Raw genomic sequence first — 15,002 nt, forward strand, 5'->3', positions numbered from 1 at the left:
TCTATTCTCCGTCACCGGACTCTGTTGCCATGTCATCTGGTGTATCACCACTGCTGTCACTGCTCGCACTGCTATCAGATGATTTTGCATCTGCTGCCTTAGCATCTGCAGATTTTTCTACTCCGAGATACGGCAATATCTCTGTCATAATCTGAGATGCCATTGTCGTTGCCAGTTTACTGTTTGCCTGATTATCCACATTTGGCTCGTCAATCACAACGTAGACCATGACCTGTGGATTTTCCTGTGGTGCATATCCAATAAAAGAGACTAGATACTTTCCATTTCCTCTTGGCAGTTTTTCCGCAGTTCCAGTCTTACCTCCAACGTCATAACCTTCTACTGCCGCAGTCTTAGCTGTTCCTTCTTCCACAACTCCAAGCATATAATCTTTGATAATATCACTCGTCTCCTTAGAAATGGTATGTCTTACAAGAACCGGATCTTTATTTTCCGTCACATTTCCATTTTCATCTTGAATCTGCTTTACCACATGTGGCTCATAGTAATTTCCGCCGTTGATCAGTGAACAAAACGATGCTGCAAGCTGAGTCATTGTAACATTAAAGTTCTGTCCAAACGCGTTGGTAGCCAGCGTAGAGGAATCCATATCCTCTAGTGAGTATAAAAGTCCTGCTGCTTCTCCCGGAAGATCAATTCCAGTAGACTGTCCAAATCCAAACAACTGCTGATATCTTACAAACTGCTCTTTTCCTATTGCTGAACCGATCTGCATCAGTGCAACATTACAGGAATTTTCCAAAGCTACTTTTAATGACTGTGTTCCATGTCCATCACGGTTACTACAGTGAATATCATGGTCTCCTACGTGAAGAACACCATTGCAGACATAACTTTCATCTCCGGTCAGCACTCCAAGATCCAGACCTTCCGATATGGTAAACGGTTTAAATGTGGAACCTGGCTCATATCCACTGCTGATGCAGAAATTATTCCAAAGTGAATTCAGTTCTTTGACTTTCTCCTCATCAGACAGTGCTGCCAGTTCTTCTTCTGTGTGTAGTTTTGTCAGATCACGTGGATTGTTGAGATCATAATTCGGATAAGATGCCTCCGCAAGAATCTCTCCATTTTGCGGATTCATAACCATAACTGCCGTGTTCTTACTTCCAAGTGTCGTACCGGAACGGTTCTCCTCGTTGAACTGTGTAATATATTTTTCCACTACACTCTGTACCTGAAGATCAATTGTTGACACAACCGTATCTCCGTTCTGGGCTTCCTTCACTGTCTTTTCATAAGATGAATCTTCGCTCAGATATCCATATTCTCTGCCATCTGTACCATTTAAAATGGAATTATAAGAAGCCTCGATTCCATTACTTCCCACATTTCCAGACACGGTAAAGCCAATCACATCACTGGCCAGTGTATTATACGGATATGTTCTCACATAATCCTCTTCCAGCCAGATTCCATTGACATTCGGATAATTCTCATCATCCTCATCTATCTTTTCGAACTCCTGAGCTTTTTCATAACTGACACCCTTTTTCATAATCAGATAACGGCTGTTCGGATTCTCCTCCACTTGATCTTCCACGTCACTTTTATCAAGTCCAAAACAGTCTGCCAACACCTGAATTGTCGGGTCAACATATTTTTCATCACTGTTCATGACCTTTGCATCCAGAATCACATTGTATACTCGCTGGCTTGTTGCAAGCTTCGTGCCATTCCGGTCTACAATATCACCTCGTTTAAATGGAATCGTTCTACTCTGATACTGTTGCTGATCCAGCACGATTTTAGAATATTTATCCCCGTTAAAAGCATTGATATAAGTAATTCTTCCTACCAATAAAGCAAAAGCCAGTACAATCCCCGCGAAGAGTAATACTAGCTTTTTTTGCATAAGTTTTGTAAATTTTTTTCGAAATTTGTTTTTTCTTGGTCTTCTTGCCATTCTATCACCTATTTCGCATTCTTATCAGACTGGGCAAGTACTCCATCCTCCGGAATTCCTTCGTATTGCTTCACATAATCTCCAGAAGGGCTTTCATATTCAATCACCTGATCAGAAGTCGCATATACCATACCAAGTTCATTCATAGCTTTCTCTCGGATTTCATCTAAATTTACAGAATCCATCACTGAATTATACTTCGTATTGTTCTGCTCCTTCAAATCTGCAAGCTCCTTCTGCAAGGAACTTACTTCTTTTGAATGACTTGTAATTCTTGACTGCATCTGCACATAATTCACGCACAGGATCAGTGCAAATATTGCTGCCACCGCAAGAAATGTTACATAAGCACGGTTCATAGCCAGAGCCTTTTTTCGATTTTGGCTGACCCGTCTGCTTACATTCTTCTTTCTCTTTGGAGCACTCGTTCGTCTCTGTGGCTCATATGACGGCTTTGTCACAACATTGCCATACACATACTGTCCCTGTCTGTTCACTCTATTCTTTTGTGTATGCACGGTTCTTCCCGCTGCCATAATACTCACCTCAATTATCTATCCGCCGACTTTAGCAATGTTCAAAAATACGAAGCTTCGCACTCTTAGATCTGCTGTTGTACTCAAGTTCCTCTTCACTTGGCAGAATCGGCTTCTTTGTTATAATACTCCCTTTTGATTTTTTCCCACATACGCAAACCGGAAAGTCCGGTGGACAGGTACATGGATTTTCATTCTTTCGGAACGCACTCTTCACAATACGGTCCTCCAACGAATGAAATGTAATAATGCATAATCTCCCGCCCGGATTCAGCAGATCGATCATATCGTCCAGCGAATCGCGTAACACATCAAGTTCTCTGTTCAACTCGATGCGTATTGCCTGAAACGTCCTCTTTGCAGGATGTCCAGACTTTTTCTGAAACTTCATGGGAATTGATGCACGGATAATCTCCGACAATTCCGCTGTCGTCTCTACAGGCTTCACCGCGCGAGCCTGCACAATGTGCTTGGCTATGTTCTTCGCGAACTTGTCCTCCCCGTAATCGCGAATCACTCGGTAAAGATCTGCTTCTGTGTAGTCATTGACGATGTCTCTGGCCGTCATCTTCTGACGTGTATCCATTCTCATATCCAGAGGTGCATCTTCCCGATAGGAGAATCCCCGTTCTGCCGTATCAAGCTGATATGATGATACGCCCAGATCAAGCACGATCCCATCTACTTTGTCAATTCCCAGTTCATGGAGCTTTGACTTCATATCACAATAGTTGCTCCGGACTATTGTAACCTTCTCCCCGAAGTCTTTTAATCGGGCACTTGCAGCCTCGATTGCTGCAGCGTCCTGGTCTATTCCTACAATACTCCCCTTTTCTCCGAGACGTCTGCACACTTCGTATGCATGTCCGCCTCCACCGAGCGTTCCATCTACATAGATTCCGTCCGGCTTAATGTTCAGTCCGTCAATTGTCTCATTTAGTAATACTGATTTGTGTTTGAATTCCATATCTTCTCCCTCTAGATACTGAACCCGCTTGCTTCCATATCCGATGCAATCTCTTCAATGTTAAGCTCCACTTCAGCATTCTTTTCATCCCATCTGGCCTTGTCCCATATCTCGGCACGCTTCCCCATACCGACAAACACAACTTCCTTATCAAGTTTTGCATAGGTTCTGAGCACAGAAGGAATCAGAGTACGACCTTGTTTATCAAGTTCGCCGTCTGCTGCGCTTCCCTGAAAGAAATAGGCAAAAGCGCGGGCTTTCTTATCTGTAGTGGTTGGTAATGCATTGAGTTTCTTTTCGAAGTCGTTCCATTCATCTTCCGGATATACATAAAGGCAATTTTCCATTCCTTTTGTTATGACGAAATTCTCCCCTAGATCGTCACGAAACTTTGCAGGAATGATCAATCTTCCCTTTGCGTCAATATTATGACTGTACTCTCCTTTCAACATGAAACTCACCTTCTCTCCCATGGCGGATATTTTCTCCACATCTCCACCACTTTGTACCACTCATCACCACTTTCTACCACTTGAAACCATTGTAAAACACTTTTCCACCTATTTCAAGCACTTTTTCCTGTTTTGCACAAAAAAAGAGAACCGAATTTCTTCAGTTCTCTGATTTATCTTCTAATATGCAATTTCACTTCTTATCTGTATACCCTCTATCTGTTACTCAGCTGTTGTTGCTGCAGTGGCAATCTCCTGATTAAATGTATCTACAGACTGATAATTCACTTCCGCTTCTTTCACCGGTCTGCTGGACTCATACATATTGTAAGCAGAATATCCAATCCACACAACAAGCGCTGCTGCTGCAACTGCCACCGCACACTTGCGAAGTCTGTTGGCAATCTTCTCCTTGCGCATGACTTTCTTTCTGTTTGCTTTTTCTTCTTTATATCTATCCACTTTTGCCTGGCTCATAATTCAAATGCTCCTTGTCTATGTTCGCTTTTCATATTGTAGCACATCCCACGCATTTGTACAACCAGATTTTACTATCAAAGCCTGAGTTGTAAAGCCTGAGTCCTGCGAATCCTACACAACTACAATGATACCGCCGTCGTTAGCATACATACTACTGATCCCCGCCGTATCCAAAACAATCACATCTTTAAATGTTGCATGTTTCACCAACAGCTCTTTAAACGCTTCTGCACGTTCCGGGCAGTTACAATGGGAAATTGCAAGTATCTTATTCTGCGGATCTGACAGCTCAGCCAGCACACTTTCTGCCATCTTGCCAAGGGATTTTTTCATGCCACGCCCCTGCCCGATCTGATAAATTGTCCCTTCCGGAGTAGCTCCCATGACCGGCTTAATATTCAGAGCTGTCGCAACAAGCGCCTTAATTCCTGTCAATCTCCCGTTCTTTCTCAATGTGTCCAGTGTCTCCAGCACAAAATATGTATGCTGGGATTCGATGTATGCTTCCACCGTCTCTATGACCTGTTCATATGTCATACCCTGCTCCTCGCATTCACGAATCTTCAACGCAATCAACGTCTCTCCAATCGATGCAGAACACGAATTAAAAACATGGATATTCTTCTCGCCGTGCTCCTCATGATACAGATTCATGCCAAGAACTGCGCTGTTATAAGAACCACTCAGTTCTGCTGACAATGTCACTGCGTACACCCGATCCACATCACAGTCATACTTTTCCATATATTTTTCCGGTGATGGACAAGAAGACTTGGGACATTCTGCTGCTTCTGCCACGTATTGCAAGAACTGCTTCTGGTCAAATGTCTCATCATCTACAATATGGTGTCCCCCTACTTCTATTGTCAATGACGCTGTCTCAAAAATACCGGAAGCTTTCATCTCCGGCGTTAATTCTCCACAACTATCCACAATCACTTTATAACTCATACTTGCCTCCCGACTTAGTATCTTATCTATATCTCAAAGACACGTGTTCATTTCTATTATATGTAGTTTCTATTACTACATTAGTAATATAGCACATTTATTATAGAAAGAAAAGAAATATTTATATTTTAATTTTTCTTGATACTCCAAGAGCTATTCCCATTTCTGCCATCAGGAAGAGAACCGACGTACCTCCATAACTGATAAACGGTAATGTAATTCCCGTATTGGGAATAACATTAGTCACAACCGCTACATTTAATATGACCTGAAGTGCAATATGAGCAAAAATTCCAGTTACAATCATATAACCATACACATCTGGCGCATTCTGGGCAATAAACAACAATCTGTATAAAAGCAATCCAAAAATCACAAGGATCATAATAACACCAAACACTCCCAGTTCCTCACAGATTGCTGACAAAATCATGTCATTTTGCACCTCTGGAATGATCATTTTCTGAGCACTGTTTCCTAACCCTTTTCCAAAGAATCCGCCAGAACCGATTGCGTACAGTCCCTGCAAAGTCTGATAACTTCCGTCTGAAGCATATTTTTCCGGGTGCAGCCATGCAATGACACGGCGAAGTCGGAAGCTTGTACTTGTCTCCAGAGTCTTCGACAAAACAAACACTCCAGCTGAGGCCACTACCACACCGGCTCCAACAAGCATCAGAAACGGTTTCGTCTTTGGGTGCATAACAAAAATAAGAATACATGTAATTCCAAGTACAATCATACCTGTACTTAGGTTATCTGTAAGAATATATACGCACGCAGCATTGAATCCACCCCAAGCCAGTGTCTTCAAAATACCATTCAGGGTCTTTGCCTCTTTACCAAGTTCAATAATCACTACCGGTATAAACAAAATTACTGCGATTTTTGCAACCTCTGCCGGCTGGAACTGCTGATTTCCCGGAAGTCTCAACCACCTTCTCGCTCCATTGACCGTCTTTCCGAGCGGCGTCTTAACTAACGCCATCAGAAAGATTGAAAACCAATACAACGGTTTCGCCAATTTAATATAGTAATGATAATCTATTGTTGATACGATTATCATTCCAAAAAAACCAACCACACAGAAAATCAACTGGCGCTTTAAATAGAACATACTGTCCCCTTGTTTTATCAGGGCACTATAAGAACTGGTACTAAATAGCATTACCAATCCAAAACAAATCAAAAAAATCAGAACAGCCAACATACTGTAGTCAAAATACTGGTCTGCACTCTTAACATTCCTTGTATTTCTTTTTTTCTTTTTTCTTTCTGTCATTTTTTATACTCTCCAATCGTTTCTATTATAACGGGACACGCTTTCAAAAACAACAGATAATTCATGAGTACAGTAAATTCACAGTTTTTCAGATTGAAACATAATATGATAGTGCAATCAGTTATGAAAGGAATATGGAAAATGCAAAATTACCGTTATCGCTCATCAGGAAATTCCAGAGGCTGTATGAGACAGCCAGATTCCAGTCGAGAATTATGTGCAGGTATAGCATTAGATCAAATGCCTGTGACTATGGCCTATGTACCATGGACGAAATGGCGAAATATTTATGAGGCTGAAAAAGGATTACGAAGAGGAACTATTTTTCAGGATCTGGATAAACCTTTCCGTGGAATAGGAGGTTGTCAAAATGGCAGATAACAGACCTTGCAAAGCAGAGCTTCTGGACTGGATCAACACTGTGAGTTTTGTATGCGATGATACAAAATTGTTTCTGGACACTCACCCATGTAACACAGAAGCCTTAGAATTTTACGAGGAATTTAAAAATCAAAGAATGCAGGCACTTCAGGAATATGCAAAGTATTATGGTCCATTGACACTGGATACCATGTGTACTCCTGCTGATAAGTGGAAATGGATTGATACACCGTGGCCATGGCAGGAAGGAGGGTGCTAGTCTATGTGGAATTATGAAAAAAGATTACAGTATCCGGTGAAAATCACAAAAACAAACCCAAAAATCGCACAGATTATACTGACGCAATATGGTGGACCTGATGGAGAATTAGGCGCATCTATGAGATATCTCTCTCAACGATACACGATGCCATATAAGGAAGTAACAGGAATACTGACAGATATCGGTACTGAGGAACTTGCCCATCTCGAGATGATTTGCGCCATTGTGCACCAGCTTACCCGCGACCTGACACCTGAACAATTAAAGGAATCTGGATTCGACCAATATTATGTTGACCACACGTTAGCACTTTGGCCTCAGGCAGCCAGCGGCACACCTTGGAGCGCAACAACATTTCAGTCAAAAGGTGATCCTATCACAGATCTACATGAAGACCTTGCAGCAGAGCAAAAAGCACGAACGACTTATGACAATATTTTACGGCTTGTAAAAGATCCTGAAGTCTGCGATCCGATTCGTTTTCTCAGAGAACGTGAAATCGTACATTACCAAAGATTTGGCGAAAGTCTCCGAATCATCCAGGATCACTTGGATAGTAAGAACTTCTATGCAATTAATCCTGAATTTGATCTTAAATCTTAATTCTTAATTCAATTAGCCAAAAATGTCCAACGATACCTTCCGAAAGTATACGCAGTCTCCTGCAAAATAATAATGAGAGTGTGGATCATCCACACTCTCAGTTTCTATAACAAAATATTAATCTCAGTTTCTGTAAAAAATTCAGGAAAGGCTCCTAAAGAAAATTTTCAGCTTTTACATCTTACTTTAATAACATATACACAATAACTGCTGCCACTACGATAATTGCAATCGCAAGAATAATAATCGGTGCTTTAGACACCTTCTCTTCCTCAACAGAAAGCATGTCATCATACGCTTTTTTCATCTCGCGTTCCCGCTTATCACGTACTTCCTTTGGCGGAATATTGGAATACTTCTGTTCTCTTACAGAACGTTCCTTCTTTACATTCTCTTTTCTTGCGCTATCTTTTTTCGCACTATCTCTTCTACCAGCCTCTTTCTTCGCAGACATACGCTCTGTTTTCGGAGCCACATCTTTCGCCTGATGCTGTGGAACTTTAAATTTTTTCTTACATGTATAGCAAAGCAGATAATCCGGATCTTTTTTGCTTGGTTTCAATGGTCCGCCACATGTTGGACACTTCATCATCAATACCTCCTGTTATCTATCTCTTAGATCAATGGATATTTGTCAGTCAGACCTTTTACCATCTCGCGTACTTTTTCAATATTATCCTCACTCTTAATCACAAGTGCAATACCTTCCGCAATCACATCCATATCCTCTTCTACCATGCCTCTTGTTGTAACGGCTGGTGTTCCGAGTCTTACACCACTTGTAACAAATGGTGAACGTGGATCGTTCGGAATTGTATTCTTGTTGCAGGTAATATGAGCTTCATCAAGACGACGCTCCAGCTCTTTTCCCGTCACCTCTTCATCGCGAAGATCTACAAGCATCAGATGATTGTCTGTTCCTCCGGAAATGATTTTCACGCCACGGGACTGTAATCCTTTGCAGAGTGCCTGTGCGTTTTTCAGAATCTGCTGTTGATATTCTTTAAACTCTGGCTGTAATGCCTCTTTGAAGCATACTGCTTTTCCAGCAATAACATGTTCCAATGGTCCGCCTTGTATTCCCGGGAATACAGCTTTGTTAAAGTTGAACTTATCTGCTGCCTCCTGGTTACACAGGATCATACCTCCTCTTGGTCCACGAAGAGTCTTGTGAGTCGTTGTCGTTGTCACATGAGCATATGGAATCGGGCTTGGATGCAGTCCTGCTGCAACAAGACCTGCAATATGAGCCATATCTACCATCAGATATGCGCCTGCTTCGTCTGCAATCTCACGGAATTTTTTAAAATCAATTGTTCTCGCGTAAGCACTTGCTCCTGCGACAATTAACTTCGGTCTTTCTCTCAAAGCAATCTCTCTTACATTATCATAATCGATCACGCCTTCTTCATTGACACCATAGGACACAATATTAAAATATTTTCCGGAAATATTGACCGGTGAGCCATGTGTCAGATGTCCGCCATGATCCAGATTCATTCCCATTACTTTATCTCCCGGCTCCAGCATTGCAAAAAATACTGCCAGGTTTGCCTGTGCTCCTGAATGTGGCTGAACATTTGCATACTCACAGCCAAATAACTCTTTCGCTCTGTCTCTGGCAAGATTCTCTACAACATCTACACACTGGCAGCCGCCATAATATCTCTTTCCCGGATACCCCTCTGCATATTTGTTCGTCAGCGGACTTCCCATAGCCGCCATGACTGCTTTACTTACCCAGTTTTCAGATGCGATCAGCTCGATGTGTGAGTTCTGTCTTTCCATCTCTGCCTTGATCGCATCTGCTATTTCGCTGTCTGTCTTTTCAATTTCATCAAATGTATACATAGTCCTGTCCCTCCTATGGGGACAATTATATCATTTTTATGATTTACTTCCAAGTGTTACTTCGACAGTTTTTTCAGTATATTCGCCATTATTTCCAGGAACCTGTACTGTTACCTTGACTTTATCACCCACACGATAATACTGAAGCTGTTCTTTCAGTGAATTCATATCGCTGATTGTGGTTCCCTCAAGTCCTGTAATAACACTGCCTTTTGTCAGACCTGCCTGCTGGGCTCCACCATTCTTTACAACATCGGAAATATAAACTCCAGTAGGCATATTATACATCTTGGCACTTTCATCCGAGACATCTACACCCTGGATTCCAAGATATCCTTGTTCTGCCTCAGACACTTTTGTCTTTGTCTCCTGATTCATCAAATTCTGGATCGTATCGCTTGCATCAGAAATTGGAATAGCATAGCCCATACCTTCTACACTATCTGTTGCAACTTTTGCGGTATTAATTCCAATAACTTCACCGTTAGAGTTCAAAAGTGCTCCGCCACTGTTACCAGGGTTGATTGCTGCATCTGTCTGAATCAGAGTACCTCCTTCATAACCGTCCAGTGTCCGCTCCGTTGCAGATACGATACCTGATGTTACAGACTGTCCATAACCAAGTGCATTACCGATTGCGACGACCTGTTCACCTACCTCAAGCTTACTGGAATCTCCCATTGTCGCAACTGCGATCTCATCCATAGTAGAATCTTTCACATCGCTGATCTTGACAGCCACAACTGCAAGATCTTTTGTGGAATCAGTTCCTTTTACATTGGCCTCAACACTTTCATTATCTACAAAAGAAACTGTAAGCTTTTCATTGCCTTCCACTACATGATTATTTGTAAGGATCAGAAGTTCGCTATCTGTCTGGCCGATAATAATACCAGATCCGACACTTGTACTCTCCTGTTGCTGTGTTCCTCCGAAGAAACTCTGTACTTCCTGAACGCTCATATTCGTAATAGATACGATAGATGGCATTGCATTCTTTGCAATCGTTGCAATATCGGAAGTTCCTGTACTGCTTGATGATGTTGTTAGTTTCGCACCATCCACTGTCTGTGCTGTCTTGGCAGTCTTACCGTTTGTAGTTGTTGTGCCGAACACTTTTGTTCCCACATAATTTCCTGTCTGGAATGTTACACTTGCCACAAGACCAAATGCAACTCCGGCGCATACAAGTTTCACTGGTTTTGGCACCTTTCGGTTCTTTTTTGGCTTTGGCGTTTCCTCGTTCATACCATTCATGTCATCAGGTTCTGGTTTATAATAAGTATATTGATTTTCCATATCAATAATCTCCTTTCCTTCATTTCTGTAATAGATTGTATCGTTTAAATGTGTTCGAATTGTGATGAAATCTTGTCAAATCTATAAATTTAAAAAAGAAGCATGCTTCTGACAGCATACTTCTCTATTTCTAAAATATTTAACCGTTATCTTCCGTACTTCCATATGCATTCTGCAATTCGCTCAACGCCTCCCGCAAAAGTGCATCGGACTGAAGTGCTCCATTATACTCCTCATTCACTTTCCGGAACAGATTCTGAACATCCTGGTGTTTCGTAAGTCTTGCAATGTATCTCTGTACGTCACTCTCTTTTGGATCTGAGATTACCTGCATCTTGTCCTTTTCTTTTTTTGCATAAAATGTTGCAAGTCCTGGTACTTCTGTATAAATCCCTCGGATTTTCATATCGTATGTCACAAATGTCACATATGTATCCGCATCTTTTCCTTCCTTTGTATACACATGCAGATTATGATAAGCTTCTACATAGCCTGTCTCTTCCTGCATCTTCGCAAAGTGTTCTTCTACTGCCCGATTCACTTCCAAAACTGCATCTTCCAAAAGCGGATTTGCCTCTTCTGATTCACATTCTAGATAAACAGCCTGTATCTTCAACGAACTTGTCTTTTGTACCTTCTGTGCTTCTTCTCTGGTAAATCCATACCCCGCTGCTCCTATCGTCATAAAAAGAAGCAGGAGGACAATCCACCTTCTCTTCATAGATCTCCTCCACACATCAGTACTCGTTATTCATACACACCCGGGCGGATTCGAACCGCCGCTCCCGCCTCCGGAGGGCGGTGCTCTATCCCCTGAGCTACGGGTGCCTGGTCAATTTGACTTTGTAATAGTAACACATTTATCTCACAAAGTAAAGTAAATACATGAGATAATTTTCTACACAATTCGAATCATTATAACATTATAGCAAGAGCGCCTTCGGCATTCCTGACCGCTGGCGCTCCCATACACCAATCATAATACTCTTCTATATCATAGATTATCTTTCGCTACTTGCATTGACTGCTCTTCACTTTTCTTATAATCGCAATCTTCGTTCTTTTCTGTCATAATAATAAACATGATCTGACAAAATATCTTCGTCCGGTACCTGTGTCTCATTGACTTCTCTTAACATCTCTGTCAGCATTCTCCGTCCCGGCGAAACACTCTCCGGCACTATGATCATCTCATGGACACTACTTGGAACCACATAGAAATTCTCTTTAAGACATAAACTGATACCCGCAAGTCTGTCTGGATACAGAATTGCTGATGCTCCATAATTGCGGATCTGATTCGTCAATACATACATAGGTTCTTCCGGACATTTCTCCTTTATTCCTGTAAGTTCCGCAATCAGATCACTCATAGTCAGAAATTCTCCCGGAAGTTCATGCCATGTATTATATCTTGCCTGATGATAAATATCCTCTTTTGTCACATGCCACAGTTTCAGATGCCGGTTACGGATCATCATTGTCGCCATGCCATAATCTCCTGCTTCAAAAAGTACACAAAAGATAATTGCCAGATCAAGATATGGCACATATGGCACTTCCTGAAGGAGTTCTTCATTTGCCTCACGACCAATCAGACGATAAATCACTTTTTCCTTGATTTTATCGTATTCTCCAAGCTTCTGCTCATCCCACGGCCGGTCAACTTTCAAATCCTCATACAAATCGGCCACTTCTTTTGCAATCTTATCAACTCCTTTGCCGCTAAGGAACTGTTGATAATATTCTTCCAGATAGATGGTCGGTGAAATATTCGTACTGTCATCCTCAATCAGAAGCCCGCTCCGCTCGGTTCCGTTATTCTTCTTCACGGTACGTGTGCTGACTCTGATGTGTGCCCCCATGTTCTCTCTTACTTTTTTCTCTACTGTCTCTAAAAACTGCTTATAATCCATATATCTCCTTTCCTCAGACAGCAGCAGTTTCTGTGTTTCAAATATTATGGTATTAGAATTATAAAAAAGCCCTGCAAAAAATGCAAGGCTTTTGTCGTTTGTTTTTCTTATGTTTTCCTTAAGCTTATGCTCTTGAAAGATACTCGCCGGAACGTGTATCAATCTTGATGACCTCTCCCTCATTAACGAACAGAGGAACCATAACCTGCGCACCAGTCTCAACGATAGCCGGTTTTGTAGCACCTGTTGCTGTGTTACCTTTTACGCCCGGCTCAGACTCTGTGATCAGAAGCTCAACAGTTGTCGGTGGGTCAATTGCAAATACTTTACCCTGATATGATTTCAGAGTTACGTCTGTTCCTTCTTTTACGAACTTCAGGCTATCTCCAACATCCTCAGAATCAACCGGAATCTGCTCGAATGTCTCGTTGTCCATGAAGTAATACAGGTTTCCGTCAACATAGGAATACTGCATTGTCTTTCTCTCGATAAATGCTTTCTTTAATACATCTTTAGATGGGTTAAATGTTCTCTCAACAACACCACCGTTGATAACATCTTTCAGTTTTGTACGGACGAAAGCAGAACCTTTACCTGGTTTTACATGTAAGAATTCCAGACATTCATATACCTTTCCGTCGATCTCATACGTCGTACCTTTTTCAATATAAGCATCAGCCATTGTATATATCCTCCTTAATCGCACCCGAATGGCACTTTATACGTTTTCACTTTTACCATTTTATAATAGATTGTGCCTTTTTTCAACTATTTTTTCGCCTGTTTCTTACTTCTTGCATAAAAATACAACACAATCTTCTCCAAATATCTCTTCAGCACAATCTGAATCTCTTCTTTTGGGTGAATCGGTTTCACAAGAATATTGGAAATCCCCGTTCTTTTTGCGCCCCAGACATCCGTAAATAACTGATCTCCGATAAACACACTGTTTGTCTCATCAGTCCCCATAATCTCCATAGCCTTCCGGTAATTCTTTGTTGATGGCTTGTGCGCATTGTACACATAATCTACTTGAATCGGCTCATTGAACATCTTTACACGCGGCTCCTGATTATTGGAAATGAGACAACATTTAAATCCAATCTTTTTTAATCTGTCAAAGAGTGCGATTGCCCTCGCATCAGCCGGTGCTCCATGCGGTACAAGTGTATTGTCAATATCAAAGATCAGGCCACGATATCCTTCTTCATATAATTTTTCAAAATCAATCACATATGTGGAAGCCACATATCTATCCGGGAAAAATCTGTCAAACATTACTCTCCATCCATTTCTGTCAGTCTCTGTACTAACTCTTCACACACCTGAAGAACAGTCTTGTGATCCGTATTGACAATAATATCGGCTGCTGCCTCATATTTTTCACGACGTGCCTCCATCAATTCTGCAATACCTTTTACATTCTTTCGTCCTGCGAGAACCGGTCTGTCGTCAGAATCTTTCACGCGCTCATAAACTTCCTCCGGACTGGCAGTCAAAAGAACGACTCTTCCATTCTTCTTCATCTGTTCTACATTGCATTCTCGAAGTACAACTCCGCCTCCGCAGGAAATGAGTACATTTTTGCGGCTCTGCATTTTCTTCAGGAGTTCTGTCTCACAGTTACGGAAATATTCTTCGCCATAAGTTGCAAAAATGTCCGGAATACTCATTCCTTCCTCTTTCACAATTTCCTGATCCATCTCTACAACTTCCATAGCAAACATGGTACTTAAATACTCTGCCACTGTTGATTTTCCAGCTCCCATAAATCCGATCATTACAATATTGTAATCGAATAACTTTCTTGCCTGAATCTTCTTGCTGTTCATACGGATACATTCAAAGATATCCATAATCTCTTCTCTGTACTTATTATCATTCAGCTTTTCTTCCAGTCTCAAGGCCTGTTTTGCCTCCTGCTGCGGCTGTAAAATCGGCATACCATATTCCTCTTTATATGCCATGATTTTTTCTACTATTTTACTTCTTTCAACAAGTGCATCAATAATCTTATCATCACAAAGCGCCAGACTCTCTCTGTACATTTCCAAATCATTCATCGTATATTACTCCTGTGTCAAATGTGGCCTCT

General features: G+C 41.5%; 18 protein-coding genes and 1 tRNA gene. 3 read left to right on the forward strand and 16 right to left on the reverse strand.

The features are described 5' to 3' along the window. Position 1 precedes the first annotated feature (1 nt). The 7 genes from LI164_RS06970 to LI164_RS07000 all read right to left on the reverse strand — a co-directional run bounded on the left by LI164_RS06970 (position 2) and on the right by LI164_RS07000 (position 6,595). On the reverse strand, positions 2–1,927 hold the full coding sequence (locus tag LI164_RS06970; protein WP_118000125.1) for a penicillin-binding protein 2: 1,926 nt from the start codon (positions 1,925–1,927) through the stop codon (positions 2–4). An 8-nt stretch (positions 1,928–1,935) separates the two neighbouring features. Further along, positions 1,936–2,463 carry a hypothetical protein gene (locus LI164_RS06975; RefSeq protein WP_005331630.1) on the reverse strand — a complete coding sequence of 176 codons (528 nt, stop codon included), beginning with the start codon at positions 2,461–2,463 and terminating at the stop codon, positions 1,936–1,938. Positions 2,464–2,494: 31 nt separating this feature from the next. Further along, positions 2,495–3,430: a 16S rRNA (cytosine(1402)-N(4))-methyltransferase RsmH gene (gene rsmH, locus LI164_RS06980; RefSeq protein ID WP_005331632.1), complete on the reverse strand. Its 936-nt coding sequence runs from the start codon at positions 3,428–3,430 to the stop codon at positions 2,495–2,497. Between the two features lie 11 nt (positions 3,431–3,441). Then, positions 3,442–3,882 (reverse strand): division/cell wall cluster transcriptional repressor MraZ, encoded by a 441-nt coding sequence (gene mraZ / locus LI164_RS06985; protein ID WP_029731286.1) that lies wholly within the window; start codon positions 3,880–3,882, stop codon positions 3,442–3,444. 222 nt (positions 3,883–4,104) lie between these two features. After that, positions 4,105–4,359 (reverse strand): hypothetical protein, encoded by a 255-nt coding sequence (locus tag LI164_RS06990; protein WP_005331635.1) that lies wholly within the window; start codon positions 4,357–4,359, stop codon positions 4,105–4,107. 114 nt (positions 4,360–4,473) lie between these two features. Then, positions 4,474–5,313: a DegV family protein gene (locus tag LI164_RS06995; RefSeq protein WP_117657094.1), complete on the reverse strand. Its 840-nt coding sequence runs from the start codon at positions 5,311–5,313 to the stop codon at positions 4,474–4,476. 121 nt (positions 5,314–5,434) lie between these two features. Then, complete coding sequence (locus LI164_RS07000) at positions 5,435–6,595, reverse strand: FtsW/RodA/SpoVE family cell cycle protein (RefSeq protein ID WP_227086919.1); 1,161 nt, start codon at positions 6,593–6,595, stop codon at positions 5,435–5,437. A gap of 186 nt (positions 6,596–6,781) precedes the next feature. On the opposite strand from LI164_RS07000, the gene LI164_RS07005 reads away from it, so the two are divergent. Genes LI164_RS07005 through LI164_RS07015 form a run of 3 tightly spaced genes read left to right on the forward strand, consistent with a single transcriptional unit; the run spans position 6,782 to position 7,841 of the window. Beyond that, positions 6,782–6,976, forward strand: a complete 195-nt coding sequence (locus tag LI164_RS07005) for a spore coat associated protein CotJA (RefSeq protein WP_044911804.1) — start codon at positions 6,782–6,784, stop codon at positions 6,974–6,976. After that, positions 6,966–7,235 carry a spore coat protein CotJB gene (locus LI164_RS07010; RefSeq protein WP_005331640.1) on the forward strand — a complete coding sequence of 90 codons (270 nt, stop codon included), beginning with the start codon at positions 6,966–6,968 and terminating at the stop codon, positions 7,233–7,235. The genes LI164_RS07005 and LI164_RS07010 overlap by 11 nt, the downstream gene beginning before the upstream one ends. 3 nt (positions 7,236–7,238) lie before the next feature. Further along, on the forward strand, positions 7,239–7,841 hold the full coding sequence (locus LI164_RS07015) for a manganese catalase family protein (RefSeq protein ID WP_117494766.1): 603 nt from the start codon (positions 7,239–7,241) through the stop codon (positions 7,839–7,841). A gap of 181 nt (positions 7,842–8,022) precedes the next feature. Here the strand turns inward: LI164_RS07015 and LI164_RS07020 are convergent, their stop codons facing one another. The 9 genes from LI164_RS07020 to LI164_RS07060 all read right to left on the reverse strand — a co-directional run bounded on the left by LI164_RS07020 (position 8,023) and on the right by LI164_RS07060 (position 14,970). Next, the gene (locus LI164_RS07020) at positions 8,023–8,433 is read right to left on the reverse strand and encodes a hypothetical protein (RefSeq protein ID WP_005331642.1); all 411 of its coding nucleotides are present in this window, start codon (positions 8,431–8,433) and stop codon (positions 8,023–8,025) included. 23 nt (positions 8,434–8,456) lie between these two features. Then, a complete protein-coding gene (gene glyA / locus LI164_RS07025) occupies positions 8,457–9,692 on the reverse strand; it encodes a serine hydroxymethyltransferase (RefSeq protein WP_117494768.1) in 1,236 nt (411 codons plus the stop codon). Between the two features lie 36 nt (positions 9,693–9,728). Then, positions 9,729–10,991, reverse strand: coding sequence for a S1C family serine protease (locus tag LI164_RS07030; RefSeq protein WP_227086920.1), 1,263 nt, complete (start codon positions 10,989–10,991; stop codon positions 9,729–9,731). Positions 10,992–11,130: 139 nt separating this feature from the next. Further along, on the reverse strand, positions 11,131–11,712 hold the full coding sequence (locus tag LI164_RS07035; RefSeq protein WP_117494770.1) for a hypothetical protein: 582 nt from the start codon (positions 11,710–11,712) through the stop codon (positions 11,131–11,133). Between the two features lie 35 nt (positions 11,713–11,747). After that, a tRNA-Arg gene (locus LI164_RS07040) sits at positions 11,748–11,819 on the reverse strand. Positions 11,820–12,031: 212 nt separating this feature from the next. Beyond that, complete coding sequence (locus LI164_RS07045) at positions 12,032–12,907, reverse strand: DUF5688 family protein (protein ID WP_227086921.1); 876 nt, start codon at positions 12,905–12,907, stop codon at positions 12,032–12,034. Between the two features lie 124 nt (positions 12,908–13,031). Then, entirely contained in the window at positions 13,032–13,589 is a 558-nt protein-coding gene (gene efp, locus LI164_RS07050) for an elongation factor P (protein ID WP_005331647.1), read from the reverse strand. A gap of 86 nt (positions 13,590–13,675) precedes the next feature. Beyond that, complete coding sequence (locus LI164_RS07055; protein WP_005331649.1) at positions 13,676–14,185, reverse strand: YqeG family HAD IIIA-type phosphatase; 510 nt, start codon at positions 14,183–14,185, stop codon at positions 13,676–13,678. Then, positions 14,185–14,970: a shikimate kinase gene (locus LI164_RS07060; RefSeq protein WP_005331651.1), complete on the reverse strand. Its 786-nt coding sequence runs from the start codon at positions 14,968–14,970 to the stop codon at positions 14,185–14,187. The genes LI164_RS07055 and LI164_RS07060 overlap by 1 nt, the downstream gene beginning before the upstream one ends. Positions 14,971–15,002: the final 32 nt, after the last annotated feature.

This window comes from Dorea sp. 210702-DFI.3.125 (assembly GCF_020560945.1).
Lineage (GTDB): Bacteria > Bacillota > Clostridia > Lachnospirales > Lachnospiraceae > Dorea > Dorea formicigenerans.